Source organism: Tatumella citrea (assembly GCF_002163585.1).
Taxonomy (GTDB): Bacteria; Pseudomonadota; Gammaproteobacteria; order Enterobacterales; family Enterobacteriaceae; genus Tatumella; species Tatumella citrea.
Window position 1 is genome coordinate 1,114,261 of record NZ_CP015579.1, and the last position, 25,631, is coordinate 1,139,891.

At 47.8% G+C, this 25,631-nt stretch carries 24 protein-coding genes; 12 read left to right on the forward strand and 12 right to left on the reverse strand.

What is annotated here, in order from left to right:
• Positions 1-35 precede the first annotated feature (35 nt).
• A complete protein-coding gene (gene thiI / locus A7K98_RS05320) occupies positions 36-1,484 on the forward strand; it encodes a tRNA uracil 4-sulfurtransferase ThiI (protein WP_087487630.1) in 1,449 nt (482 codons plus the stop codon).
• 54 nt (positions 1,485-1,538) lie between these two features.
• Here thiI and yajL read toward each other — a convergent pair whose 3' ends face one another.
• On the reverse strand, positions 1,539-2,144 hold the full coding sequence (gene yajL, locus A7K98_RS05325; RefSeq protein ID WP_087487631.1) for a protein deglycase YajL: 606 nt from the start codon (positions 2,142-2,144) through the stop codon (positions 1,539-1,541).
• Positions 2,101-3,018, reverse strand: a complete 918-nt coding sequence (gene panE / locus A7K98_RS05330; protein ID WP_087487632.1) for a 2-dehydropantoate 2-reductase — start codon at positions 3,016-3,018, stop codon at positions 2,101-2,103. Before panE ends, yajL begins: the two co-directional genes overlap by 44 nt.
• 134 nt (positions 3,019-3,152) lie before the next feature.
• Between panE and A7K98_RS05335 the strand changes: the two genes are divergently transcribed.
• The gene (locus A7K98_RS05335; protein ID WP_087490374.1) at positions 3,153-3,644 is read left to right on the forward strand and encodes a YajQ family cyclic di-GMP-binding protein; all 492 of its coding nucleotides are present in this window, start codon (positions 3,153-3,155) and stop codon (positions 3,642-3,644) included.
• Positions 3,645-3,732: 88 nt separating this feature from the next.
• Here A7K98_RS05335 and A7K98_RS05340 read toward each other — a convergent pair whose 3' ends face one another.
• The 8 genes from A7K98_RS05340 to A7K98_RS05375 all read right to left on the reverse strand — a co-directional run bounded on the left by A7K98_RS05340 (position 3,733) and on the right by A7K98_RS05375 (position 12,489).
• Positions 3,733-5,109: an MFS transporter gene (locus tag A7K98_RS05340; RefSeq protein ID WP_087487633.1), complete on the reverse strand. Its 1,377-nt coding sequence runs from the start codon at positions 5,107-5,109 to the stop codon at positions 3,733-3,735.
• Positions 5,110-5,240: 131 nt separating this feature from the next.
• Positions 5,241-6,131, reverse strand: coding sequence for a heme o synthase (cyoE, locus tag A7K98_RS05345; protein ID WP_087487634.1), 891 nt, complete (start codon positions 6,129-6,131; stop codon positions 5,241-5,243).
• Between the two features lie 14 nt (positions 6,132-6,145).
• Positions 6,146-6,475 carry a cytochrome o ubiquinol oxidase subunit IV gene (locus A7K98_RS05350; protein ID WP_087487635.1) on the reverse strand — a complete coding sequence of 110 codons (330 nt, stop codon included), beginning with the start codon at positions 6,473-6,475 and terminating at the stop codon, positions 6,146-6,148.
• Entirely contained in the window at positions 6,475-7,089 is a 615-nt protein-coding gene (locus A7K98_RS05355) for a cytochrome o ubiquinol oxidase subunit III (RefSeq protein WP_087487636.1), read from the reverse strand. The genes A7K98_RS05350 and A7K98_RS05355 overlap by 1 nt, the downstream gene beginning before the upstream one ends.
• On the reverse strand, positions 7,089-9,071 hold the full coding sequence (gene cyoB, locus A7K98_RS05360) for a cytochrome o ubiquinol oxidase subunit I (protein WP_087487637.1): 1,983 nt from the start codon (positions 9,069-9,071) through the stop codon (positions 7,089-7,091). The genes A7K98_RS05355 and cyoB overlap by 1 nt, the downstream gene beginning before the upstream one ends.
• Before the next feature lie 4 nt (positions 9,072-9,075).
• On the reverse strand, positions 9,076-10,002 hold the full coding sequence (gene cyoA / locus A7K98_RS05365) for a cytochrome o ubiquinol oxidase subunit II (protein WP_087487638.1): 927 nt from the start codon (positions 10,000-10,002) through the stop codon (positions 9,076-9,078).
• 393 nt (positions 10,003-10,395) lie between these two features.
• Complete coding sequence (gene ampG / locus A7K98_RS05370; RefSeq protein ID WP_087487639.1) at positions 10,396-11,865, reverse strand: muropeptide MFS transporter AmpG; 1,470 nt, start codon at positions 11,863-11,865, stop codon at positions 10,396-10,398.
• A gap of 45 nt (positions 11,866-11,910) precedes the next feature.
• Positions 11,911-12,489, reverse strand: coding sequence for a lipoprotein (locus A7K98_RS05375; protein ID WP_087490375.1), 579 nt, complete (start codon positions 12,487-12,489; stop codon positions 11,911-11,913).
• A gap of 275 nt (positions 12,490-12,764) precedes the next feature.
• Here A7K98_RS05375 and bolA point away from each other — a divergent pair, with 275 nt between their 5' ends.
• The 9 genes from bolA to A7K98_RS05420 all read left to right on the forward strand — a co-directional run bounded on the left by bolA (position 12,765) and on the right by A7K98_RS05420 (position 23,152).
• Positions 12,765-13,079 (forward strand): transcriptional regulator BolA, encoded by a 315-nt coding sequence (gene bolA / locus A7K98_RS05380; protein WP_087487640.1) that lies wholly within the window; start codon positions 12,765-12,767, stop codon positions 13,077-13,079.
• Positions 13,080-13,379: 300 nt separating this feature from the next.
• Positions 13,380-14,684 (forward strand): trigger factor, encoded by a 1,305-nt coding sequence (gene tig / locus A7K98_RS05385; protein WP_087487641.1) that lies wholly within the window; start codon positions 13,380-13,382, stop codon positions 14,682-14,684.
• A 342-nt stretch (positions 14,685-15,026) separates the two neighbouring features.
• A complete protein-coding gene (clpP, locus tag A7K98_RS05390) occupies positions 15,027-15,662 on the forward strand; it encodes an ATP-dependent Clp endopeptidase proteolytic subunit ClpP (RefSeq protein WP_038018682.1) in 636 nt (211 codons plus the stop codon).
• Positions 15,663-15,789: 127 nt separating this feature from the next.
• Positions 15,790-17,061 (forward strand): ATP-dependent protease ATP-binding subunit ClpX, encoded by a 1,272-nt coding sequence (gene clpX / locus A7K98_RS05395; RefSeq protein ID WP_038018684.1) that lies wholly within the window; start codon positions 15,790-15,792, stop codon positions 17,059-17,061.
• Between the two features lie 194 nt (positions 17,062-17,255).
• A complete protein-coding gene (gene lon, locus A7K98_RS05400; protein ID WP_087487642.1) occupies positions 17,256-19,610 on the forward strand; it encodes an endopeptidase La in 2,355 nt (784 codons plus the stop codon).
• A 189-nt stretch (positions 19,611-19,799) separates the two neighbouring features.
• A complete protein-coding gene (hupB, locus tag A7K98_RS05405; RefSeq protein ID WP_087487643.1) occupies positions 19,800-20,072 on the forward strand; it encodes a nucleoid-associated protein HU-beta in 273 nt (90 codons plus the stop codon).
• A 239-nt stretch (positions 20,073-20,311) separates the two neighbouring features.
• Entirely contained in the window at positions 20,312-22,183 is a 1,872-nt protein-coding gene (gene ppiD / locus A7K98_RS05410; protein ID WP_087487644.1) for a peptidylprolyl isomerase, read from the forward strand.
• Positions 22,184-22,320: 137 nt separating this feature from the next.
• A complete protein-coding gene (locus A7K98_RS05415) occupies positions 22,321-22,653 on the forward strand; it encodes a ComEA family DNA-binding protein (RefSeq protein WP_087487645.1) in 333 nt (110 codons plus the stop codon).
• Between the two features lie 97 nt (positions 22,654-22,750).
• A complete protein-coding gene (locus A7K98_RS05420) occupies positions 22,751-23,152 on the forward strand; it encodes an acyl-CoA thioesterase (protein WP_087487646.1) in 402 nt (133 codons plus the stop codon).
• A 49-nt stretch (positions 23,153-23,201) separates the two neighbouring features.
• On the opposite strand, the gene queC is transcribed toward A7K98_RS05420, so the two are convergent.
• The gene (gene queC, locus A7K98_RS05425) at positions 23,202-23,897 is read right to left on the reverse strand and encodes a 7-cyano-7-deazaguanine synthase QueC (protein WP_087487647.1); all 696 of its coding nucleotides are present in this window, start codon (positions 23,895-23,897) and stop codon (positions 23,202-23,204) included.
• Between the two features lie 96 nt (positions 23,898-23,993).
• Positions 23,994-25,031: a PLP-dependent cysteine synthase family protein gene (locus tag A7K98_RS05430; protein WP_087487648.1), complete on the reverse strand. Its 1,038-nt coding sequence runs from the start codon at positions 25,029-25,031 to the stop codon at positions 23,994-23,996.
• Positions 25,032-25,147: 116 nt separating this feature from the next.
• Here A7K98_RS05430 and A7K98_RS05435 point away from each other — a divergent pair, with 116 nt between their 5' ends.
• On the forward strand, positions 25,148-25,609 hold the full coding sequence (locus A7K98_RS05435) for an Lrp/AsnC family transcriptional regulator (protein ID WP_087487649.1): 462 nt from the start codon (positions 25,148-25,150) through the stop codon (positions 25,607-25,609).
• The last annotated feature ends 22 nt before the right edge of the window (positions 25,610-25,631 follow it).

Consider the following 25,631-nt stretch of genomic DNA (forward strand, 5'->3'; position numbering starts at 1 on the left):
TTAACACTTATTTCCCTGAATAAGCCTTTGCCGCCATGAAGTTTATCATAAAATTGTTTCCGGAAATCACGATCAAAAGCCAGTCTGTCCGGCTGCGTTTTATTAAGATCCTGAACGGAAACATTCGCAATATCCTGAAGACCATTGATGAAGAGATTAAAGTTGTTCGTCACTGGGACCATATTGTCGTGCGCTCTAAACGCGAGGAACTTAAGACGGTCATTGCTGAAGAGCTGACCCGAATTCCCGGCATCCACCATATTCTGGCGGTTGAAGAGCACAGCTACACTGATGTGCATAATATCTTTGAGCAGACTCTGGAGTTGTACCGTGACCGTCTGGAAGGTAAAACCTTTTGTGTGAGAGCCAAAAGGCGCGGTAAGCATGACTTCAGCTCCCAGGACGTAGAACGTTATGTGGGTGGTGGTCTGAACCAGCACATTGCTACTGCCAGCGTTAAACTGACCAATCCGCAGGTGACAGTTAATCTGGAAATTGAAGATGATCGCCTGTTGATGATCACCGAACGCCGTGAAGGGATTGGTGGTTTTCCTATCGGAACTCAGGAGGATGTACTGTCTCTGATTTCCGGAGGTTTTGACTCGGGTGTTTCCAGTTATATGCTGATGCGCCGCGGTTGCCGTGTCCATTATTGTTTCTTCAATCTGGGCGGGGCTGCGCACGAGATTGGTGTCCGCCAGGTTGCCCACTATCTGTGGAATCGCTTTGGTCGTTCTCATCGGGTGCGTTTTATTGCGATCGATTTTGAGCCGGTGGTCGGAGAAATTCTCGAAAATATCGATGACGGTCAGATGGGCGTTGTTCTCAAGCGTATGATGGTACGTGCGGCGTCAATGATTGCCGAACGCTATGGCGTTCAGGCGCTGGTCACCGGAGAAGCACTCGGCCAGGTTTCCAGCCAGACACTGACTAACCTTCGGCTGATTGATAATGCCAGCGACACTCTGATTCTGCGGCCACTGATTTCACATGATAAAGAACATATCATCAATCTGGCTCGTGAAATTGGCACCGAAGATTTTGCCCGCACAATGCCGGAATATTGTGGTGTTATTTCCAAAAGCCCGACAGTGAAAGCAGTAAAAAGCCGTATTCACGCGGAAGAAGAGAATTTCGATTTCTCAGTGCTTGAAAAAGTTGTCCAGGAAGCCAGCAATCTCGATATTCGTGAAATTGCTGAGCAGGCAACCCGTGATGTCGTGGAAGTCGAGACAGTGGCAGCCTTTGGCGAAAATGACAGCATTCTGGATATTCGTTCGATTGATGAACAGGATGATCGTCCGTTAAAAGCAGACAATGTGACTATTCAGTCATTACCTTTCTACAAACTGGGCAGCCAGTTTGCTTCGCTGGATCAGTCTCGCACATGGTTACTGTACTGTGACAGGGGAGTGATGAGTCGTTTACAGGCTTTATATCTGCGTGAACAGGGCTACACTAACGTTAAGGTGTACCGCCCGTAAGTACTGCGTCAGAAAGATAACAGCTAAACCCGCATACCTGGTATGCGGGTTTTTTTATCCGTTCGTTTCCTGATAATTATAAATGCCCGGTGCAAGCACCAGTGGCTCAGCAACTTCCCTGGCGGTATCGTGCCCGGCCAGCAGGTCAATCAATTTCAGTGCAAAGTCAAACGAAGTCCCCGGACCCTGGCTGGTCAGCAGGTTAACCCGTGGATCCCAGACCACCCGACGTTCCATCCATTGTTGTTCAGGGATCCCGGATTGCAGTCCAGGAAAACCGGTCATATTTCCCACCGGAAACAGACGATGCGCAGCCAGAACTTTGGCAGGTGACGCACAGATAGCGGCAACAATCCGGCCGGTTGCGGTAAACTGCCGCACGGTTTCCAGCAATAACAGGCTGTCGCTGAATGTGTCCGCCCCCTGAACTCCTCCGGGCAGAACGACAGCATCAAAAGGCTGATCAGCAACAGCTACCAGAGTGGTATCACTTTGAATTTTAACGCCGCGTGAGCAGACAATCAGGGTTTCGCCATTACTTTCCACACTGGCGGTAGTGACCCGGATACCCGCTCTGACCAGCAGATCAATAACGGTAACCGCTTCGATTTCTTCACTACCATGTGCCAGGCAAACCAGCACTGATTTCGGGGTGCCCATTGGCAGACTCCTTGGATTTTACGAGTTGAAAGAGTTTGCGATTCACCGGAATTGCGATTCCAAATTCGGTGGCCTTACGTAGCAGGTAACCGGTGATGTAATCAATTTCGGTACTGCGCCCGGCTTGTATATCCTGGAGCATGGATGAAAAATTTCCGGCACTGTTTTGAATAACGTGAGTGGCATTAGCCTGTAACTGACGGGCATCGGCATGCAAATTTGCCCTGGCCATTACGGCGGCCATCTCCTCGCAAATCTGCTGTATTTCATCCTGATGCTGCAGAATTTCACCATTGCGGCAGTTGTATTTGATGCTCAACGGATTAATCACGCAATTGATTGCCAGCTTATTCCAGCTGGCGGGTAAAATATCGTTATGCCAGGCCACATCCGGTAGGGCCGCATGCATCATGTCGGCTAGCGGACTGAGCTGGTCCTGGTTGCGTGCTACCGGCCCCAGATGCGTTATTCCATGGGCGACATGAATGACCCGGCCCTGGGTACGGTAAGAGGAGTGGGTGGTGATTGCCCGAAGTACCGGCTGTTCCAGAGGGGGTAGTTCATCCATGACTCCCATGCCGTTATGCATCAGTACAATAGTACAGTGGGCAGGAATCAAGGGCTGAATCTGTTGTAAGGCACTGGAAATCTGTGCGGCCTTCAGAGTGACCAGTAACAGATCACTTTCTGCCAGAAATGCCGGGTTATTGGCCGGGAAAAAATGGCGATACACTTCACCTTCCGGACTGGTGACATGCACCGTAGTATGGGGATGAGTTACCCTTAACCAACCCTGTACCTGATGTCCCTGGCGGCTCAGTGCAGCAAGCCAAATCTGTCCTAATGCACCGCAACCCAGTACGGTTATATTCATGATTACTCCAGCATGTCAGCAGCGATAAAACGGTATTTTTTCACCCTGAAGGGGGCCTTTTCTGAATGGAGGCATTTGTTTACCGCGTTAATCTGCGTATTATGCATGGCAAACCAGAGTCAGGAGAAGAAAAGATGCCATCTTTCGATATTGTTTCTGAAGTCGAGCTTCAGGAAGTGCGTAATGCGGTGGAAAATGCCAGCCGCGAATTGTCTACCCGGTTTGATTTTCGCAACGTGACAGCCAGCGTTGAATTAAACGAAAAAAATGAAACCATCCGCCTCAGCTCAGAATCTGATTTTCAGGTAAAGCAGCTGGTGGATATTTTGCGCGAGAAGTTACTGAAACGTGGAATCGAAGGTGCTGCGCTTGAAGTACCTGAAGAGATTGAACACAGTGGTAAGAACTGGGCGGTCGACGCAAAATTAAAAAAAGGCATTGAGTCAGATGTGGCGAAGAAAATCGTCAAGCTGATCAAAGACAGCAAACTGAAAGTGCAGACTCAGATTCAGGGAGAGTCACTGCGTGTCACCGGAAAATCCCGTGATGACCTGCAGGGGGCGATGAATCTGGTGCGTAACGGTAATCTGGGTCAGCCGTTTCAGTTTAAAAATTTCCGCGATTAGTCGTCGTCCGGCAAATATAATAGTGCAATAAAAAAGCGCGGTCCTGTCAGGTCCGCGCTTTTTTTAACTCTGCCGGCAGGGCAGGGGATTAACGGTGCAAAGGCTGATATTCCGCAACAATAGCTTCCAGAGCTTCGCGGTTAGTCACTTTGCTGTCAATTTTAACGTAAATACTTTTTTCCTCAGGAACCATCATCACTGAAGAAACCCCTTCCAGAGTCGCCAGTCGCTGATCCAGTCCTTCAGCGTGCTGCAATTCACCGGAAACCAGCCGCAGGCTGCTAACATAAGGAGGTTCCTTCATGGTCAGGCTCACCAACAACCAGACGACCGCCAACAAGGTTCCTGCAAGAAATACAGTCTGAGCATCGATATGGCCAAATATCCAGCCACCCACACTGCCACCAATCGCAACGCCGATAAACTGGCTGGTAGAATAAATTCCCATCGCGGTGCCTTTATAACCGGCAGGAGATTCTTTGCTGATCAGTGACGGCAGAATCGCTTCCATCAGATTAAAGGCGAAGAAAAATATCTGAACACCGACCACCAAAGTCCAGAAATGAGTACCGGCACCCCACAGAATAATTTCAGCAATCACCAGTAATGCCACGCAACTGACAAAGACCAGCTTCATCTTACGTTTTACTTCGGCAATGATGATAAACGGCATCACTGCAGCAAAAGCAATCAGCATAGTCGCCAGATAAACTTTCCAGTGCTGTGATGCAGGAAAACCGGCATCCTCGAATTGTCCCGGCAGCGCGACAAAACTGGACATCAGCAGGATATGCAGGCAAAGGATGCCGAAATTCAGTTTCAGCAGCCGCGAATTCCCCAGTACCTTGCGAAAACTGCCTTTGACCATTCCTGACTCACGGTTCAGAACATGGTCAGTTGCTGAAGGAACAACCAGCAGGGTAATCACAATTCCCAGTACGGCGAGGATAGCAATCATCCAGAACAGGGCATGCAGACCCAGAATATGGGTAACTATCGGGCCCAGTACCATGGCAATCGCAAATGTAACGCCGAAGCTGATGCCGATAAAGGCCATCGCTTTGGTACGGTTCTGCTCACGGGTTAAATCAGAAAGCAGGGCCATTACGGCGGCAGCAATAGCTCCTGAACCCTGCAAAGCACGACCAAGAATAATACCCCAGATAGAACTGGTGGTGGCGGCAATGACACTGCCCAGAACAAACAGCAGCAACCCGCCGACAATCAGTGGCTTTCGACCAATACGATCAGAGAGTAAACCGAAAGGAATTTGAAAGATTGCCTGGGCTAAACCGTAAATACCTATTGCCAGACCTATCAATGTTTCTGAAGCCCCCTGCAGTGCCATTCCATAAGTTGTCAGTACCGGGAGAACCATAAACATGCCCAACATGCGCAGGGAAAACACTGTCCCAAGGCCCCAGGTTGCTCTTAACTCCAGGGGCGTCATTTTATTATCGTTCATTAAAACCTCTTTTCATTTTCTGACGCTATAGTACGGGGCAGAGCAGGGCGGGTAAAATAATTGTTTTTAACCAGTGGTAACAAAAAAAGAAAAGGCGCGAAATCGCGCCTTTTCTTAGATCCACAGCAGAGTTACCAGACGTAGGTCAGGAGGTCTTTAGAAGCCGGTGTCATAAAATCGACTGACATCATGACACTCAGTGCCGTGATAGCAACAATCGAAAAGACGAACAACTTACGTGCCCAGATACGATCATCATTCGAGCTTTTATACCCCGAAAGCGCCATACCCAGCCACCAGACACTGACGGCTGCTGCAACCACCAGGTATTTATAGCCTGCGTAGCCACCCAGTGACAGCATCAGAGTTGCTACCATAAACGCCACGATATACAAGGTGATATGGTTTTTAGCGACTGAGATACCTTTCACCACCGGTAACACCGGGATATTTGCTGCCTGATAATCTTTAAACCGGTAGATAGCAATCGCATACGAATGCGGCATCTGCCACAGGCTAAAGATGGCTAACAGAATCAGTGCACCAGCATCAAATTCGTTGCTTACAGCACAGTAACCAATGACCGGAGGCGCAGCCCCAGATAAGCTACCGATTAATGTGCCGTAAACTGAATTACGCTTCATATAGAGGCTATAGATGCCGACGTATACGATGAAGCCAATCACTGACAACCACATTGCCAGTGGGTTGGCTCCAAAGTACAGCAACGCAAAGCCAGCAATACCTAATAATGTTGCATAAACCAGGCTAGTTTTCGCGGAAATGAGCCCTTTTACAAGGACCCGGTTCTTCGTTCTCTCCATCTTTCGGTCAATATCACGGTCAATCACGTTGTTAAATACACAACCTGATGCAACGACCAGCGATACACCAACCAGTGATGCGAGAAAAAGAGTGAAGTTTATGCTGCCTTTAGAAGCCAGCAGAAAACCACCTATCACAGAAATTAAGTTTCCGAAAATAATTCCTGGTTTTGTGACTTGCAGGTATTGCTTAATCATTACGTATAACTCTGTTAGTGGGGCATCATGTTGTAGTTAAGGTTCCACATGATCCACAGTGAGCCAACGACAACAATCAAAATAATGACTGCTGAGAAGACTATGGCTACCAGGTTCCAGCCGCCCTCTGACTTACGGTCCAGATGCAGGAAGTATACCAGGTGAACAACGATCTGTACCACGGCACAGAGCACTACCACTGCCAGAGTTGTGCTTTTTGCAACGCCCCCATCCATAACCAGCCAGAATGGGATACCGGTCAGAATGACAGAGAGAATGAAGCCGACAACATATGACTTCACACTACCGTGAGACGCGCCATGTTCGGTTACTGAATGGCTCATTACATGGCCCCCATCAGATAAACAATGGTGAATACACAAATCCATACCACATCAAGGAAGTGCCAGAACAAGCTCAGGCACATGATACGGGTACGGTTTGTTGCCGTCAGACCACGGGTTCCTACCTGGAACATCAGGACCAGCATCCAAATCAGACCACAGGTCACGTGCAGACCATGGGTACCGACTAAGGTAAAGAATGCTGACAGGAAGCCACTGCGTTGCGGACCCCAGCCTTCCTGAATCAGGTGATGGAATTCGTTGATTTCCATACCGATGAATCCGAGACCAAACAGGAACGTCAGCAGCAACCAGCCAATGACGGCACCTTTGCTGTTTTTGTTCATGCTGATAACGGAAAAACCGTAAGTAATCGAGCTCAGCAGCAGTAATGCTGTTTCACCCAGAACATAAGGCAGTTCAAAAAAGTCTTTCCCTGAAGGCCCGCCAGCAGTGCTGTGAACCATTACTGCATACGTTGCAAACAGTGTTGCAAAGATAATGCAGTCACTCATCAGGTAGATCCAGAAGCCAAAGACTTTATTGGCTCCTGCATCGTGATGCCCATGCTCCGCATGGGCGTCGTGGTGTTTAGTGAGAGTTTCAGAAGACATTATTTAACACCTGCTTTGCTAAGTTCTTCAAAGTGCTTGTTTTCGATCCGCTCAATTTCTTCAACAGAGACATAGTAGTCCACGTCTTCATCAAAGCTTTTGCCGATCCACAAAACAATCATCGCAAGGAAGGACAGGCCAGCCAGCCACCAAATCCACCAGATCATTGCGAAACCGAAAATTGTGGCAAACAGGGCAATGATAATCGGAATACCACTGTTTTTCGGCATATGAATAGGTTCATATTTCGCAGGCTTCTTATAAGCTTCACCACGTTCTTTCATTTCCCAGAACGCATCACGCTCATGGATTTCAGGAATGATAGCAAAGTTATAGAACGGAGGAGGAGATGAGCATGCCCAGTCCAGCGTACGGCCACCCCAGGCATCACCCGTCAGATCACGGTTCTGATCACGGTCACGGACCGATACCCAGAACATAATCACCTGGCAGATGATCCCGATAGCAATCAGGCCAGCACCGCATGCTGCAACTACCAGCAGTGGGTGGAACTGAGGATCAATGTTCTGGCTCAGACGACGAGTCATACCCATAAAGCCCAGTGCGTACAGTGGCATAAAGGCAACGAAGAAACCAATAATCCAGAACCAGAATGCACGTTTACCCCATTTTTCGCTCAGGGTAAAACCAAAGGCTTTCGGGAACCAGTAGCTGACACCGGCCATGATACCGAACACTACACCACCGATAATAACGTTATGGAAGTGAGCAATCAGGAACAGGCTGTTGTGCAGTACAAAGTCAGCACCAGGAACGGCTAACAGTACCCCGGTCATACCACCGACAGAGAAGGTCACGATAAAGCCGACGGTCCACAGCATAGCAGAAGTCATCTGAATACGACCCTGATACATAGTGAACAGCCAGTTAAAGATTTTAACCCCGGTCGGAATCGCGATGATCATGGTCATGATACCGAAGAAGGCGTTAACGTTGGCACCGGCACCCATCGTGAAGAAGTGGTGCAGCCAAACGATAAACGACAGTACGGTAATGGCCACGGTTGCCCACACCATTGAGGTGTAACCAAACATACGCTTTTTGGCGAAGGTTGCGGTCACTTCAGAGAACACACCAAATACCGGCAGAACCAGAATATAAACTTCCGGATGTCCCCAAACCCAAATCAGGTTGACGTACATCATCATGTTGCCGCCCATTTCGTTGGTGAAGAAATGGAAGCCCAGATAACGGTCCAGGGTCAGCAGTGCCAGGGTCACGGTTAATACCGGGAACGCAGCGATAATCAGTACGTTAGTACACAGTGATGCCCAGGTGAATACCGGCATTTTGAACATGGTCATGCCAGGAGCACGCATCTTCAGGATGGTCACGAAGAAGTTGATCCCTGTCAGCGTGGTACCTATACCCGATAGTTGCAGACTCCATATCCAGTAGTCTACTCCGACACCCGGACTGTATTCGGCACCCGAAAGAGGCGGGTAGGCCAGCCAGCCGGTCTGAGCAAATTCACCCACACCCAGCGACAGGTTTACCAGCACTACACCGATCACTGTAAACCAGAAACTCAGGTTGTTCAGGAACGGGAAGGCAACGTCACGGGCACCAATCTGTAACGGAACTGCGATGTTCATCAGACCGACGACAAATGGCATCGCTACGAAGAAAATCATAATTACGCCGTGGGCAGTAAAGATTTGGTCGTAGTGATGGGGGGGCAGGAAGCCAGCTTCTCCGGCAGATGCAAGCACCTGCTGGCTACGCATCATGATGGCATCGGCAAAACCACGCAACAGCATGACGAATGCCAGAATCATATACATGATTCCGAGTTTTTTATGGTCAACCGAGGTCAGCCATTCTGACCACAGATACTTCCACTTACCGAAGTAAGTAATGGCGGCGAGAACTGCGATACCACCAACAATGATAGCAGCACAGGTCACCATGACGATAGGTACGTCTAGTGGTACCGCTGCTAAGCTCAATTTTCCTAACATGGTATTATTCCCCTGCTCCGGCGGAAGCTGCGTGGTCCATGTTCATGCCATCATGTGCAGACATGTCCATTTTCCCGTCGTGTGACATAAACTTATCAACAACCTGTTTGAACAGATCAGGATTAGCAGAAGAGAAGTACTCGACCGGGTTGTCCTGACTTGGTGCTGCCAGCTTGTTGAAGTCATCCATAGTCGTCAGCGTATTTGGTGAAGCTTTCACCTTCGCTACCCACTGCTGGAAGTCCGCATCGTCTTTAGTTGCGATGGCTTTAAATTTCATGCCAGAGAAACCAGGACCGCTGAAGTTTGAAGAAATACCGTCAAAAGTTCCTGGTTCATTCGCAATCAGATGCAGTTTAGTCTGCATACCTGCCATGGCATAGATCTGGCTGCCAAGGGTAGGAATAAAGAAGGAGTTCATGACTGAATTTGAGGTAATTTTAAAGCTGACCGGTGTATTTGCCGGGAATGCAATCTGGTTCACGGTTGCAATTCCTTGCTCTGGATAGATAAACAGCCATTTCCAGTCGAGGGCAACAACATCAATCTCTACAGGTTTTACGTTTGAAGCGAGTGGCTTACTTGGCTCGAGAGCGTGAGTAGATTTCCATGTCAACACACCAAGGAAGATGATGATGAGGATTGGAATGGTCCAAACCACAGCTTCAATCTTATTAGAATGCGACCAGTTAGGTGAGTATTTAGCGTTCGTATTGGATGCCCGATATTTCCAGGCGAATACGATAGCCATTAAGACTGCCGGGATGACTACCACTAACATCAAGCCGAAGGCTGTCAAAATCAGTGAACGTTGCTCCAGTGCAATCTGACCTTTAGGATTTAACAATGCACTATCACAGCCACTAAGCAGAGCAGCGCCGGTGATAAGTGACAAAATCCCCAAACTTTTATTGTATTTCCTGAGTCTCATTTAACGACCTCAATGACAAAGGGCTCTATTGTCGTTTAAGTGTGGCGGCATTTTACGGGAAGGTTTATGTACTGTAAACCAGCTTGAAGTTCTGTCAGTGAACTGTATCCACATTTTTTACGGGATTTAACATGAATTGTTGCCGCTCCGAAATTATCATTCACATCAATCATTTGGCTTTATATAACTAAACGGAAATAACCCTATGGCTAATGTTCCTAATTGCTATAACCACTCTAAATTGTTATCAAAAAATTAACATTCAGTTATCTTTTGGTCATCATGTTAACTTAAATGCAATATCCTGGCGGCACTGAGATTACGTAAATGTTAAAGACAATCATTAAATGCTAATTGAAAAAAAATACTCATCAGTTAAAAAAAGGTTGAGCGTTAAATATCTTTTTTCAGGCTCAGACAGTCCAGGAACACTCCAAATAACACTGCGCAAACCAGAATAACCATTCCTGCTTCAAACAGCGGTGCATCCCGAAAACTTTCAGGCAGCCAATGCATTGCACCCAGGGTAAGTGTAGCCAGCCATGAGAAAAGTACCAGGCAACCGACGAGGAAAACGCGAAATGCCCAACGGTAGGCATATGAGAAATGATGACGTTGTGTGAACTGGCCAGTCACGGCAGGTACCAGACTGTGGCGGGTGATAAACAATAGAACCAGACCAGGAATACCGGCTATTACACTAAAGGCATAGAACCCTGGCCAACCCCACAATTCAACCAGCCAACCGGCAGCGGGACCCACATAAACCCGTCCTACGGCTGACAATGCAGACAACAAAGCAAACTGGGTCGCCGAAAATGAAGAGTTACATAACGCCATTAGCAGGGCAACAAAAGCAGCCGTGCCCATGCCACCACACAGATTTTCAATAAATACTGCGCTGGCCATACTCCACAAATGTACGCTGGTGACAGTCAGTAGCCAGTAAGCAAGATTCGAAAGGGTTTGCAGAATTCCGAACCACATCAGTGCGCGGTACAAACTCAGCTTCTGCATCAGGACTCCGCCATACAGTGCCCCGATAATCGTGGCCAGTAATCCCAACGATTTATTCACCAGTCCCACATCACCCGGGTTAAATCCTAGTCCGCGAATCAGAAAAGTAGTGGTCAGGGCACCCGCAAAAGCATCGCCCAGCTTATAAAGGATAATCAGGGTAATCATCAGCCAGGCGTTGTTGCGACTAAAAAAGTCCAGCAAAGGTGAGACTACGGCCTGGCGCAGGGTTAACGGAGGGGTTGCAGGGCCGACAGGATTTTTTGCCAGCAATGTCCCGGCAATTCCCGGCAGCATCAGTAATGCCATCAGCCAGTAGGTAGCGTTCCATCCCAGATAACGGTCTGCCAGCCATAAAGCTAAGCCGCCCGAAACCATCATGCCCAGCCGGTAACCCAGCACGGTGATCGCCGCACCACTGCCTCGTTGTTCAGCAGGTAACACATCGGTTTTCCAGGCATCGAACACAATATCCTGTGAGGCTGAGCAAAAGGCTACCAGCACTGCCAGTAGCGCGAGCAAAGTCAGATGACCGGCTGGTTGTACAAAACCCAGTGCAGCAATCACGAGAATTAATGCGCATTGTGTCAGCAGCAGCCATCCACGACGACGGCCTAATAAAGGAGGAGAGTAGCGGTCCATAAACGGCGACCAGAGAAACTTGAAAACATAGGCCTGTCCGACCAGAGAGAAAATACCGATAGTTTTTAAATCAATATTTTCGACAGTCATCCAGGCCTGAAGTGTGCCGGATGTCAGTGCCAGTGGCAGGCCTGAAGAGAACCCCAGCAACAGCAGAACAGCAAAGTTACGCTGGGTGAAAATCTTTAAATAGTCTGAACGCATGGCATCCTGGCTGCACGAAGAAAATTCATGCAGCCATCATAGCATTCAGTGGGAGTTTTGTTTAATGAACTCGTTAATGCTGGTGTCTGCAGCCATATCAGAAATAACATCGCCAAGGGTGGAGTTAACAGCTTTGGTGATTTTATCGTTGTTTGCGGTAAACGGACCTTCAACACTGTAAGTCTGACGATAGGTCTTCATCTGCTTGTTACCATTTTTCGCGGTAGCAGTGATAGAGACATCCGCATTGGTAGTAATGCTGTAACGCAGGTTACCCTGAGTCACGTCGGCATACAGTTTATTAACCACGATCTGCAAATCAACTGCACCGTTAGGGCCAATCATATAACCCCTGGCTGTCATCTGTTTCTCCAGGACTTCCTGCAACAGGAACCGCAGATCGCGGGACGGAGTCAGCGTGACCAACTGGTTATCACGGGTCACCTGTGCCAGCGCCTGGCTGCTTCTCTGATCAGCACCGTTAATGCTGACAGTCACACCCATCAGGCTTGGATCCTGCTGAGGTAATGTTATCTTTGGCGTAACATCAAGAGTATTGCTGCTGGTCGCACAACCGACCAGGGCAAACGCAGCCAGCAGAGGAAAGATTGCTCTTTTTAACATACACATTTTCTCATCACATGATAAAAACAGTAGGGCCGCAATGGCCGCAGTCAGGGACTATTCTTGCGGCGGTCAGGGCTGGTTAGCGGTTAAATCTGAAAAAGTCTCTGGATTTCAGCAGCTAACTCATCCATAGTCCGGACATCGCGCGAAGCTATCATGCGCAATTGGTTATAAAATAGCACGTTTTTTTTTGTGCTTTCACACAGTAATAATGAAAAACAAACTAGTATTGATTAAAAGGGCAGCGCGCTCGCCAGTCAGGAGTGTCAAAAATGATTCGTGAACAGATAGAAGATAAGTTGCGTGACGAATTTCATCCGCTGTATCTGGAAGTGCAGGATGAAAGCTACCGTCACAACGTACCTGCCGGTTCTGAGAGTCACTTCAAAGTGGTGATTGTCACTGACCGGTTCAGCGGGCAGCGCTTTCTGGCTCGCCACCGTGCGATTTACGGTGTCCTGTCCGAAGAACTGGCCGGGCCGGTGCATGCACTGGCGTTGCATACTTATACTGCCAGTGAATGGCAGGGGTTACAGGACACAGTGCCTGCATCACCTGATTGCCGGGGTGCAGGATTGCAGGTATAAGTCTTAAATACTCAGTAAAAGATCATTAATGACGGCCGAAAGGCCGTTTTTTTTGAAAAAAAATCTGCAACAGGTCAAAAAGCCGCAATATCGCAGGTCTCGTCTGCATGTGGCTTCTCGACTCAATCGATCGATGCCGCTATAATGCTGCGTCTATTTTTCCGGAATGTCTTCGGGACGCTTCTGGTAACAGGGATCGGAGTTTTCTTCACGGAAGCCTTCCCGGTTGTTAGATGGCGCGTATTGTATAATGCGTGATGTCTGAAGTTGACCGAGCACGTGATTTTTTGAGGTAACAAGATGCAAGTTTCAGTTGAAACCACACAGGGCCTTGGCCGTCGCATTACCATCACTGTCGCTGCTGACAGCATTGAGACTGCGGTGAAGAAAGAGCTGGTAGAAGTAGCTAAGAAAGTCCGTATCGATGGTTTCCGTAAAGGCAAAGTGCCTAAGAACATCATTGAACAGCGCTATGGTGCATCTGTACGTCAGGATGTACTGGGTGAACTGATGTCCCGCAACTTCATTGATGCGATCATCAAAGAAAAAATTAATCCGGCGGGCGCACCTAAATATATTCCTGGTGAGTATAAGCTGGGTGAAGACTTCACTTACTCTGTTGAGTTTGAAGTGTATCCGGAAATCGAACTGAAAGGTCTGGAAACTATCGAGGTTGAAAAACCTGTTGCTGAAGTGAAAGACGAAGATGTTGATGCCATGCTGGATACCCTGCGTAAGCAGCAGGCTGACTGGAAAGAAACCGATGCTGCAGCGACTGCAGAAGATCGTGTCACTATCGATTTCTCTGGTTCAGTTGACGGTGAAGAGTTTGAAGGTGGTAAATCTTCTGACTTCGTACTGGCAATGGGACAAGGTCGTATGATCCCGGGCTTCGAAGAAGGCCTGGTAGGTCATAAAGCAGGTGAAGAATTTACCATCGACGTGAAATTCCCTGAAGAATACCACGCCGAAACTCTGAAAGGTAAAGACGCTAAGTTTGCGATTGTTCTGAAAAAAGTTGAACAGCGTGAACTGCCAGAATTTACTGAAGAGTTCGTGAAGCGTTTCGGTGTTGCTGATGGTTCTGTTGCTGGTCTGCGTACTGAAGTACGTAAGAACATGGAACGTGAACTGAAAGGCGCGGTACGTAACAGCATTAAAACCCAGACTATCGATGGTCTGATCAATGCCAACGATATCGATGTTCCTGCTGCACTGATCGACAGCGAAGTTGACGTTTTGCGTCGCCAGGCGGCACAGCGTTTTGGTGGTAACGAAAAACAGGCACTGGAATTACCACGTGAACTGTTTGAAGAACAAGCTAAACGCCGTGTTGTTGTTGGCCTGCTGCTGGGCGAAGTTATCCGCACCAGCGAGTTAAAAGCTGACGAAGAGCGTGTGAAAGGCCTGATCGCAGAAATGGCTTCTGCGTATGAAGATCCTCAGGAAGTGATCGAGTTCTACGGCAAAAATAACGAGCTGATGAACAACATGCGTAACGTTGCACTGGAAGAGCAGGCAGTTGACGTGCTGCTGGAAAAAGCCAAAGTTACCGAAAAAGCAGCTAACTTCCAGGATCTGATGAATCAGGGACAGATGGCATAAGCCATTTTTGATCCGCTCTGATATAAAGCCCGTGATCAAAATGATCACGGGCTTTTTTACTTTAGACGCAGTAAAACGGTAACGGTCTGTGCTTTTTGTCGGATTATCATGGATTAACCGACAGATTATCGGGTAATCTCTGGTGTAATATTCGCGAATTATCAAAAGATTGTTATGCTTGAAATACCGGTAGTTACCCCTCATATAGGGGTATGTGATATGAGACTGGCTGATTAACCGTCCTGACGTTGTCGGAAGGAGGCAGGCTTCGTAGATTCGTAGCTTTCCTAACGTAAAAATCGGTACAGAGTGTTACCAATGTAATTAATTCAGGAGACGGTTATGTCATACAGTAGCGAACGTGAAATGCTGGCCTCACAAATGGCATCCCAGATGGCATTGGTGCCAATGGTGGTGGAGCAGACATCACGCGGAGAGCGTTCTTACGACATCTTTTCCCGCTTACTTAAAGAGCGTGTGATTTTTCTGACCGGACAGGTTGAAGACCAGATGGCCAACCTGATCGTCGCACAAATGCTGTTTTTAGAAGCTGAAAATCCTGAGAAAGATATTTACCTGTACATTAACTCGCCTGGTGGCGTTATCACTGCAGGCATGTCAATTTATGACACCATGCAGTTTATTAAACCGGATGTCAGCACGATTTGTATGGGGCAGGCGTGTTCAATGGGCTCTTTCCTGTTAACCGCCGGTACTGAAGGCAAACGTTTCTGCCTGCCAAATTCCAGGGTTATGATTCATCAGCCATTAGGTGGCTTCCAGGGTCAGGCTACTGATATTGAAATTCACGCCCGCGAAATTCTGAAAGTGAAACAGCGGATGAATGAATTAATGGCTAAGCATACTGGCAAACCGCTGGAACAGATTGAGCAGGACACCGAACGTGATCGTTTCCTCTCGGCAGCAGAAGCGGTAGAGTATGGTTTAGTTGACTCTATTCTGACGCAGCGTAAATAAGACTATTTGCTACACTGCATAAATGAAAGGATGTGCAGTCAGACGAAGTGAATAGTACATTGACGATGTCAACCTGTAGCACAATGACTGGCGCTGCAGGTTGCCGAAACTATTAAAGAGGTTACTGATGACAGAAAAGCGCAAAGACGGTTCAGGTAAGTTGCTGTACTGCTCTTTTTGCGGCAAGAGCCAGCATGAAGTGCGTAAACTGATTGCCGGTCCGTCAGTGTATATCTGTGATGAATGCGTTGATTTATGCAATGACATCATCCGCGAAGAGATTAAAGAAGTCGCGCCTCATCGTGAACGTAGCGCTTTGCCTACACCACATGAAATTCGCGTTCATCTCGACGATTACGTGATTGGCCAGGAAAAAGCCAAAAAAGTGCTGTCGGTAGCGGTGTATAACCACTACAAACGCTTGCGTAATGGCGATACCAGCAACGGTGTTGAACTGGGTAAAAGTAATATTCTGCTGATCGGACCGACCGGTAGCGGTAAAACATTACTGGCAGAAACTCTGGCCCGGTTACTGGATGTTCCTTTTACTATGGCTGATGCAACCACACTGACCGAAGCGGGTTATGTGGGTGAAGATGTCGAAAATATTATCCAGAAACTGTTGCAGAAATGTGACTACGATGTGCAGAAAGCTCAGCGCGGAATTGTCTATATTGATGAAATTGATAAAATTTCACGCAAATCTGACAACCCGTCGATCACCCGTGATGTATCCGGTGAAGGCGTTCAGCAGGCATTGCTGAAGCTGATTGAAGGCACTGTTGCTGCAGTACCACCTCAGGGTGGGCGTAAACATCCACAACAGGAATTTTTACAGGTCGATACCTCAAAAATTCTGTTTATCTGTGGAGGTGCATTCGCCGGCCTGGATAAAGTGATTGCTCAGCGTGTTGAAACCGGCTCTGGCATTGGCTTCGGCGCAACCGTGAAAGATAAATCGCAGAAGGCGACCGAAGGGCAGCTGCTGTCTCAGGTTGAGCCAGAAGATCTGATTAAATTTGGATTAATTCCGGAATTTATCGGTCGTCTGCCAGTGGTTGCAACGCTGAACGAGTTAAGTGAAGAAGCATTAATTCAGATCCTGCGGGAACCAAAAAATGCTCTGACTAAACAATATCAGGCATTGTTCCACCTGGAAGGTGCTGAACTTGAGTTCCGCGAAGAAGCATTGACTGCAATCGCCAAAAAAGCGATGGCCCGTAAAACCGGTGCCCGCGGATTGCGTTCAATTGTGGAAGCCGCGTTGCTGGATACCATGTATGACCTGCCTTCAATGGAAGGAATTGAAAAAGTCGTTATTGATGATTCGGTCATTGATGGTCAGTCTGAACCGCTGTTGATTTATGGTAAGCAGGAAGCTCAGGCTTCTGGCGAATAAATCGACAAAATCTGCAGGTTATTAGCAAATAAGGGGGAAATTGTTTCCCCTTTTATTTTTTCTCGCATTTATGACATTGAATGTCGTGTCATCATCCCCATATACTCAATAACCTTTGGGCCTGAAGTACCCTGGCTGTGAAAAAGGGTGGCTGAGCCCATCACCTGGCGGAAATTAAACTAAGAGAGAGCTCTATGAATTCTGAGCGTTCCGAACGCATTGAAATCCCCGTATTGCCGTTACGCGATGTGGTGGTTTATCCGCACATGGTTATTCCGTTGTTTGTCGGACGTGAGAAGTCGATTCGCTGTCTGGAAGCGGCAATGGACAACGATAAAAAGATCCTGCTGGTTGCTCAAAAAGAAGCATCTACTGATGAGCCTGGTGTAAATGATCTTTTTTCTGTCGGTACAGTTGCTTCTGTCCTGCAAATGCTGAAGCTTCCTGATGGTACAGTCAAAGTACTGGTGGAAGGCTTGCAGCGTGCGCGCATCGAGTCGCTTACAGATAACGGTGAACATTTTGTCGCCCACGCTGAGTATCTCTCCTCTGCTGAAATTGAAGAGCGCGAGCAGGAAGTGTTGGTGCGTACTGCGGTTAACCAGTTCGAAGGCTACATCAAGCTAAATAAAAAGATTCCTCCTGAGGTGCTGACATCACTGAACAACATTGATGATGCTGCACGTCTGGCCGACACCATTGCTGCACATATGCCGCTTAAACTGGCGGACAAGCAGTCTGTGCTGGAAATGACAGACATCAATGAGCGTCTTGAATATCTGATGGCCATGATGGAATCCGAAATCGACTTACTTCAGGTCGAAAAACGGATTCGCAATCGTGTGAAAAAGCAGATGGAAAAAAGCCAGCGCGAGTATTACCTGAATGAGCAAATGAAAGCTATTCAGAAAGAACTCGGCGAAATGGACGATGCGCCAGACGAGTTTGAAGCGCTGAAGCAGAAAATTGAAGCGGCTAAAATGCCAAAAGAGGCGAAGGAAAAAACCGAAGCCGAGCTGCAAAAACTGAAAATGATGTCTCCAATGTCGGCAGAAGCAACGGTAGTCCGTGGCTATATCGACTGGATGGTACAGGTGCCATGGAACAGTCGTAGTAAGGTGAAAAAAGACCTGACTAAGGCTCAGGAAACACTGGACACCGACCATTACGGGCTCGACAGAGTTAAAGACCGCATTCTGGAATATTTAGCGGTCCAGAGCCGTGTCAACAAGATTAAAGGGCCAATCCTGTGCCTGGTAGGGCCTCCGGGTGTGGGTAAAACCTCACTTGGTCAGTCTATCGCCAAGGCTACTGGTCGCCAGTATGTCCGTATGGCGTTAGGCGGAGTTCGTGATGAGGCTGAAATCAGAGGCCATCGTCGGACTTATATTGGTTCTATGCCTGGTAAGCTTATCCAGAAAATGGCTAAAGTCGGGGTAAAAAACCCGCTGTTCCTGCTGGACGAAATCGACAAGATGTCCTCAGACATGCGTGGTGATCCGGCTTCTGCGTTGCTGGAAGTGCTGGATCCCGAGCAGAATATTGCGTTTAACGATCACTATCTGGAAGTCGATTATGATCTTTCTGATGTGATGTTTGTTGCAACATCGAACTCGATGAATATCCCGGCTCCGTTGCTGGATCGTATGGAAGTGATTCGTTTATCGGGTTATACCGAAGATGAAAAACTGAATATTGCTAAGCGCCACCTGCTTCCGAAACAGATTGAACGCAATGCACTGAAGCCTAAAGAGATTACTGTGGATGACAGTGCGCTGATGGGGATCATCCGTTACTATACCCGTGAAGCTGGGGTCCGTAGCCTGGAACGTGAACTGTCAAAACTGTGCCGGAAAGCAGTGAAAGCACTGCTGCTGGATAAAAAGAAAAAGCATATTGCTATTACCGGTGACAATCTGAAAGATTATCTCGGGGTACAACGCTTTGATTATGGTCGTGCTGATGATCAGAACCGGATTGGTGAAGTTACCGGACTGGCCTGGACTGAAGTCGGCGGTGATCTGCTGACCATTGAGACGGCCAGCGTTCCTGGTAAAGGGAAGTTATCCTATACCGGTTCACTGGGCGAGGTGATGCAGGAATCTATTCAGGCGGCGATGACTGTAGTACGCGCCAGAGCAGATAAGCTGGGCATTAACAGCGACTTCTACGAAAAACGCGATATTCACGTTCACGTACCTGAAGGTGCAACGCCAAAAGATGGCCCGAGCGCCGGGATCGCGATGTGTACTGCACTGGTTTCAGCCTTAACCGGGAACCCTGTCAGAGCGGATGTGGCGATGACCGGAGAGATTACTCTTCGTGGCCAGGTACTGCCCATTGGTGGTCTGAAAGAGAAACTGCTGGCGGCACATCGTGGTGGCATCAAAACGGTACTGATTCCGGATGAGAATAAACGTGATCTGGAAGAGATTCCGGATAATGTGATTGCTGACCTGAAGATTTATCCGGTAAAACGCATCGAAGAAGTTCTGAAGCTGGCACTGGAACGTGCCCCTGAAGGCTTTGAGGTTGCAGCAGCAAAATAAGTTTATCGTACAGGGAAGGTCATTGTTGCAGAGAAATTGCGCAATGACCCCTTTGTTTATTCTGATGTAGCAGGCATAGAAATTCAGAGTAATACCGTTGTGTATACCTGAGATGCTTGCTATAACAGGCTGTTCTTTGTCTGCAGAGCGTTCTGTCGATAAAGTGAAAAAATAAAAGGGGATGATAGAGTGAATAAATCACAGTTGATCGACAAAATTGCTGCGAGCGCGGATATTTCGAAAGCAGCAGCCGGACGTGTTTTAGATGCATTTATGGGTGCAGTGACAGATTCACTGAAAGAGGGTGATGATGTGGCTTTAGTTGGTTTCGGTACCTTCTCCGTACGCGAACGTGCTGAACGTACTGGCCGCAACCCACAGACCGGAAAAGAAATCACTATCCCGGCTGGTAAAGTCCCTGGTTTCCGTGCCGGTAAAGCACTGAAAGACTCTGTTAATTAATAGTATTTAACCATCTGAAAGGATTTTCTTTCATGGATTGAGGACTGTACACTCGTTCTCATGTAACATACAGGCACATCATGGTGATGTGCCTTTTTTTATGCCGTTCAACGGCGAACTTAAGACGGCACATCACCAGACGCGAACGGAAATCATCAGCATTGTAGTCTGAGTGGTTTTTGAGTTGAACGGCGACGGTAAAGCGTCATATTTATACTACAGCGGAGTGTTGCCATACCATGATGGACAATTTACGCACGGCCTCTAGCCACATCGTGCTGAAGATTATACTGGGACTGATCATTGTTTCATTCGTGCTGACCGGCGTGGGTAACTATTTGATTGGTGGTAATAATGATTATGCTGCCAAAGTCAACGGTGTCACTATCAGTAGTGCAGACCTGCAAAACGCATTCAGCAATGAACGTGCTCGTCAGCAACAACAGTTAGGTGCACAGTATTCACAACTGGCAGGAACTGACAGCTTTATCCAGCAGATGCGCCAGCAGGCGATGTCTGATCTGATTGACCAGGAATTGCTGCAACAGTATGTGAAATCACTGGGGCTGGATGTCACTAACGATCAGATTAAACAAGATATTTTTTCTCAGCAGCCTTTCCAGACTAATGGTCATTTTGATAATGCCCGTTTTACCAGTCTGCTGAGCAATATGGGGCTGACTCCAGACCAATATGCTGCTGCATTACGTAAGAGCCTGAGTACTGGCCAGCTGGTTAATGGTGTCAGCAACACAGATTTCATGCTGCCGTACGAGACTCAGCAACTGGTCAGCCTGTTAGCCCAGAACCGCGATATTCGTGAAGCTGTGATTAATACCGATGCCCTGGCTGCGAAGCAGACTGTGTCAGACGATGAGATCAACAGCTATTACCAGCAACATAAAGACAGCTTCCTGGCACCTGAGCAGTTCCGTGTCAGCTATATCAAACTGGATGCTGCCAGCCTGCAGAAAACTCCGACACAGCAACAGGTGCAAGCCTGGTATGACAGCCATAAAAGCGACTATACCACCCCGCAACGTACCCGTTACAGCGTAATTCAGGTGAAAACTCAGGCCGATGCCGATGCAATTCTGGCTCAGCTGAAACAAGGTGCAGATTTTGCCACGCTGGCAAAAACAAAATCTATCGACCCAATTTCAGCACGTAATGGTGGTGATATGGGCTGGCTGGAACCTGAGACACTGCCTGACGAACTGAAAAATGCCGGACTGACCACTAAAGGCCAGTTGTCTGGCGTGATTAAGAGTTCTGTAGGTTTCCTGATCGCTCGTCTGGACGATATTCAGCCTCAGCAGATTAAACCATTATCTGATGTTTATGCGACTGTTGCCCAGAGCGCTGAACAGGATGGTGCTGTCAGTGATTTCTATAAACTGCAGCAGAAAGTCAGTGATGCTGCCAGCAACAACAACGCCTCTCTGGCAGGTGCTGAAAGTGCTGCCGGAGTTAAAGCTGTCGAAACAGGCTGGTTTACCCGTGATTCATTACCTGCAGAACTGAATTTTGATCAGGTTAAACAGGTGATTCTGGGTGGCACTTTACTGGGGAGTAATGGTGCACCAGGCAATAATTCAGACATTATTACTGTTGATGGTGACAGAGCTTTTGTATTGCGTATCAGCGATCATAAACCTGAGTCGACTAAACCTCTGGATGAGGTAAAAGGTCAGATTGCCGATGCCATTAAGCATGACAAAGCATTGCAACAGGCACGTAATCAGGCTAATACACTGCTTGCTCAGTTGAAGCAGGGTAAAACCGCTGACTTCGATGCCGCAGGTCTGAAATTTGGCGCGACTCAAACTCTGCAACGCAACAGCCCGAATGCTGCCACTGAGACTGTTTATGAATTACCTCAGCCTCAGGAAGGTAAGCCTTCCTACGGTATCGGTGAAGACGGACAGGGCAATATTGTTATTCTGTCTCTGGATAAAGTCACTGAAGGAACTCTGCCGCAAGGCCAGGTTAATTCAATGAAAACCGGAGTGGCACAGAACAATGCTCAACTGGCATTTGCCGCATTACTGCAAAACCTGCGTCAGAATGCCAAAATCAAATATGGTGTCGGGGCGCAACAGGTTCAGTAACACCCCGCAGATAAAACTGTAACACTGTAATCAGAAAGGCTGCCTTGTGCAGCCTTTCTGCTTTTTAAATACTCACTGAATACCCCCGTTCAGAACTCTGCCATGCTGATCCTGAATTCAATCAGGGAGAATTACCTATGCAATCAGGAATATCACACACTCTGCGTCTGACTTTGTTATTACTGGCAACCAGTGGGCTAATACCGTTGGAGGCTTCAGGAAATGAGGCTAAATCGCCAGATGTCACGCAGTCCGCTGCTGCCCCCCGGGTATCAGAGAAAGTGAGCATTAATCAGGGAACTGCAGAGATGCTGGCAGGGGCAATGAATGGGGTTGGACTGAAAAAAGCCCGTTCAATTGTTGAATACCGGGAACAATATGGTCCATTCACTTCTGTTGAACAATTGTCTGAAGTGCCTGGTTTTGGCACAGCACTGGTTGAAAGGAATCTTTCCAGGCTGAAACTGTGAATTGATTCCCAGATTTATGTCATTTTCAGGTTGTCATGAGCAGAATTTGTCAGAATATAGTGGTCATACCAGTTACTACTGACGGAGAGTGCCACTCATGACAACATTGATTAAAGTTCGTGGTTATCATCTGGATGTTTATCAGCACGTGAATAATGCGCGTTACCTTGAGTTTCTGGAAGAAGCTCGCTGGGAATGGCTGGACAAAAGTGGTGTTGCAGACTGGCTAACTCAACAGCATCTGGCCTTTATCGCCGTTAATATCAATATAAATTACCGACGGGCTGCAAAACTGGGGGACTGTCTGGAAGTGACCTGTCGGATGGCAGAAATTTCAGAGAGAAGTGCAGTGATGGAGCAAAAGGTCACTCACAGTAGTGAAGGTACTCTGGTTGCTGATGCCCGTATCACTTTTGTTTGCCTGGATTTAAAACAGCAGAAAAGCGTACCGGTGAGCGGGGAAATCAAAACTTTTCTGGAGATGATCAATCAGCAATAGTTGCAGTAAAACAACCAGAGCAACCCCGTTGCGTTGCTCTGGTTAATCATTAGCGCAGGCCGGTTTTACTTTTCATAGCATCCATTACTGCCTGTGGAGCTTGCTGATATTCTGCCAGACCCTTGGCCCGAAGATGGCAGGCGGCACATTCGCCACATCCATCACCCTGTATGCCGTTATAGCAGGTCAGCGTAGAGTGCCTGATCAAAGGCAGTTGTTGCCAGTAGTCTGCCAGTGCCCAGGTTTCAGCTTTGTTCAGCCACATCAGCGGAGTTTCAAAACGCACGTCCCGTGCCATACCTAACTGTACAGCTGTATTTAGCGCTTTAACGAAATCGTCCCTGCAATCCGGGTAACCTGAAAAATCTGTTTCGCACACACCAGTGATCACGGCTTCTGCGTTCACCTGATAGGCATAAATTGATGCAAGGGTCAGGAACAAAATATTTCTGCCCGGCACAAAGGTGCTTGGCAAGCCATTGCCGTCAGGATCGTAGGCTGGTACCGGAATGTTATCCCGTGTCAGGCTACTGATAGCCAGTTCATTCAGCAGTGTCACATCCAGGACTTTGTGAGCGCGAGCGCCTAATTGCTGGCATAAATCGCGGGCAACTTCGATTTCCTGACGATGGCGCTGGCCATAATCAAAAGTAACACAGTGCACTTCATCATACTGGTTAAGGGCCTGTATCAGGCAGGTGGTTGAGTCCTGACCACCACTAAAAACAACTACCGCAATTTTCATTATCTTTATTCCTGTCAACGTTCACCGGTATGTTAACGCCTGGCAGCCAAAAGGACAAAACTGCGTGAGATATGATTCCGGAAATAGGTTTATTTGTCACAAATCCAGTTCTGTCTGCCACTGGCTAATATCGCCAATATTTTCGGCAACCCACTGTGGATTGTAATAGGTGTCGGGATAACGTTCACCACTGTCACAGATCAGTGAAACCAGTGAGCCTTGTTGTCCGCGGGCTTTCATCTCTCTGGCAGCATGAATCATTCCGCAAAAATTGGTTCCCGTAGAAGCACCCACTCGTCGGCCAAGAATTTTTTCCAGCGAGTACATCGCCGCCAGTGATGCGCCATCAGGAACTTTAAGCATCCGGTCGACCACTCCCGGTAAAAAGGAGGGTTCAACACGAGGGCGTCCAATTCCCTCTATCCGGCTGCTTGTCGGGCAGGTAAGAGAAAGATCACGTTGCTGCCAGAAATCATAAAAGACTGAGTTCTCAGGATCGGTGACCATCAGTTGAGTATTATACCCGCGATAACGGATATAACGACCCAGGGTTGCTGTGGTCCCGCCGGTGCCGGCGCTCATTATAATGCTGGCGGGCACGGGGCAGGGTTCATCCTCCATTTGCCGGAAGATACTGTCGGCTATATTGTTGTTACCCCGCCAGTCGGTTGCTCTTTCCGCATAGGTAAACTGATCCATATAGTGCCCGTCTAATTCCCTGGCCAGCAGGGCTGACTGCTGATAGATCTTTGCCGAGGTTTCGGTGAAATGGCACTTACCACCGTAAAAGTTGATCTGCTCTATTTTTCTTTTAGTGGTTGCTGCCGGCATTACTGCAATGAAAGGCAGCCCCAGCAAACGGGCAAAATATGCTTCGGAAACAGCGGTGCTGCCGGAAGACGATTCAATAATCGTTGTATTGCGGGTTATCCATCCGTTGCTCAGTCCGTAAAGAAACAGCGAACGGGCCAGACGGTGTTTCAGGCTACCACTGGGGTGAGTGCTTTCGTCTTTAAGATAAAAACGGATACCAGGAAATTCGCGCAGCGTAAAGCGAATCAAATGAGTATCTGCTGAACGGCGAAAGTCTGCGTTGATTTCGTTGATTGCGTTACGAACCCATTGGTCGGCCATGAAAAATTTCCTCAGTGTTGCAAAAAAACAGCATAAAGCACCCTGCGGAAAATAAACTGATTAAATATCCGTTATTATGCCACCCTAAGAGAAAAATATTCTCCAGAGAGGGCGCAATGATAGATAAAACAGACCGTAAACTCCTGTCGTTACTGCAGGAAGACAGTACAATGTCATTACAGGCACTGGCAGATGCGGTTAATCTGACATCCACTCCTTGCTGGAAACGACTGAAAAAACTCGAAGATAACGGGATTATCCGTAGTCGGGTGACGTTACTGGATGCTGAAAAACTGGGTTTAAGCCTGACGGCATTTATGTTCATTAAGACGCAACAGCATAATAAACAATGGTATCAGAGCTTTGCAGCACTAATCGATGAGCTGCCTCAGGTGATGGGATGCTACAGAATGTCCGGCGAGTATGATTATCTGCTACGCATTCAGGTCGCGGATATGAAGGCTTATGATGCACTCTACAAAAAACTGGTAGAGGGTATTGCTGGTTTAACGGAAATCACCTCCAGTTTTGCGATGGAAGAAATAAAATATACCACTGCCATTCCGCTGAATTTATAACCCATAATAATGAGATTCTTCT

Bases quoted from the DNA above. Each gene is read 5' to 3' on its own strand.
- A7K98_RS05415 (WP_087487645.1), top strand. From the start codon at position 22,321: ATGCAATCAGGAATATCACACACTCTGCGTCTGACTTTGTTATTACTG.
- A7K98_RS05420 (WP_087487646.1), top strand. From the start codon at position 22,751: ATGACAACATTGATTAAAGTTCGTGGTTATCATCTGGATGTTTATCAG.
- cyoE (WP_087487634.1), bottom strand. From the start codon at position 6,131: ATGATTAAGCAATACCTGCAAGTCACAAAACCAGGAATTATTTTCGGA.
- clpX (WP_038018684.1), top strand. From the start codon at position 15,790: ATGACAGAAAAGCGCAAAGACGGTTCAGGTAAGTTGCTGTACTGCTCT.
- A7K98_RS05350 (WP_087487635.1), bottom strand. From the start codon at position 6,475: ATGAGCCATTCAGTAACCGAACATGGCGCGTCTCACGGTAGTGTGAAG.
- thiI (WP_087487630.1), top strand. From the start codon at position 36: ATGAAGTTTATCATAAAATTGTTTCCGGAAATCACGATCAAAAGCCAG.
- ampG (WP_087487639.1), bottom strand. From the start codon at position 11,865: ATGCGTTCAGACTATTTAAAGATTTTCACCCAGCGTAACTTTGCTGTT.
- cyoA (WP_087487638.1), bottom strand. From the start codon at position 10,002: ATGAGACTCAGGAAATACAATAAAAGTTTGGGGATTTTGTCACTTATC.
- A7K98_RS05355 (WP_087487636.1), bottom strand. From the start codon at position 7,089: ATGTCTTCTGAAACTCTCACTAAACACCACGACGCCCATGCGGAGCAT.
- yajL (WP_087487631.1), bottom strand. From the start codon at position 2,144: ATGGGCACCCCGAAATCAGTGCTGGTTTGCCTGGCACATGGTAGTGAA.
- clpP (WP_038018682.1), top strand. From the start codon at position 15,027: ATGTCATACAGTAGCGAACGTGAAATGCTGGCCTCACAAATGGCATCC.
- panE (WP_087487632.1), bottom strand. From the start codon at position 3,018: ATGAATATAACCGTACTGGGTTGCGGTGCATTAGGACAGATTTGGCTT.
- A7K98_RS05335 (WP_087490374.1), top strand. From the start codon at position 3,153: ATGCCATCTTTCGATATTGTTTCTGAAGTCGAGCTTCAGGAAGTGCGT.
- A7K98_RS05435 (WP_087487649.1), top strand. From the start codon at position 25,148: ATGATAGATAAAACAGACCGTAAACTCCTGTCGTTACTGCAGGAAGAC.
- bolA (WP_087487640.1), top strand. From the start codon at position 12,765: ATGATTCGTGAACAGATAGAAGATAAGTTGCGTGACGAATTTCATCCG.
- A7K98_RS05340 (WP_087487633.1), bottom strand. From the start codon at position 5,109: ATGAACGATAATAAAATGACGCCCCTGGAGTTAAGAGCAACCTGGGGC.
- ppiD (WP_087487644.1), top strand. From the start codon at position 20,312: ATGATGGACAATTTACGCACGGCCTCTAGCCACATCGTGCTGAAGATT.
- A7K98_RS05375 (WP_087490375.1), bottom strand. From the start codon at position 12,489: ATGTTAAAAAGAGCAATCTTTCCTCTGCTGGCTGCGTTTGCCCTGGTC.
- lon (WP_087487642.1), top strand. From the start codon at position 17,256: ATGAATTCTGAGCGTTCCGAACGCATTGAAATCCCCGTATTGCCGTTA.
- tig (WP_087487641.1), top strand. From the start codon at position 13,380: ATGCAAGTTTCAGTTGAAACCACACAGGGCCTTGGCCGTCGCATTACC.
- queC (WP_087487647.1), bottom strand. From the start codon at position 23,897: ATGAAAATTGCGGTAGTTGTTTTTAGTGGTGGTCAGGACTCAACCACC.
- A7K98_RS05430 (WP_087487648.1), bottom strand. From the start codon at position 25,031: ATGGCCGACCAATGGGTTCGTAACGCAATCAACGAAATCAACGCAGAC.
- cyoB (WP_087487637.1), bottom strand. From the start codon at position 9,071: ATGTTAGGAAAATTGAGCTTAGCAGCGGTACCACTAGACGTACCTATC.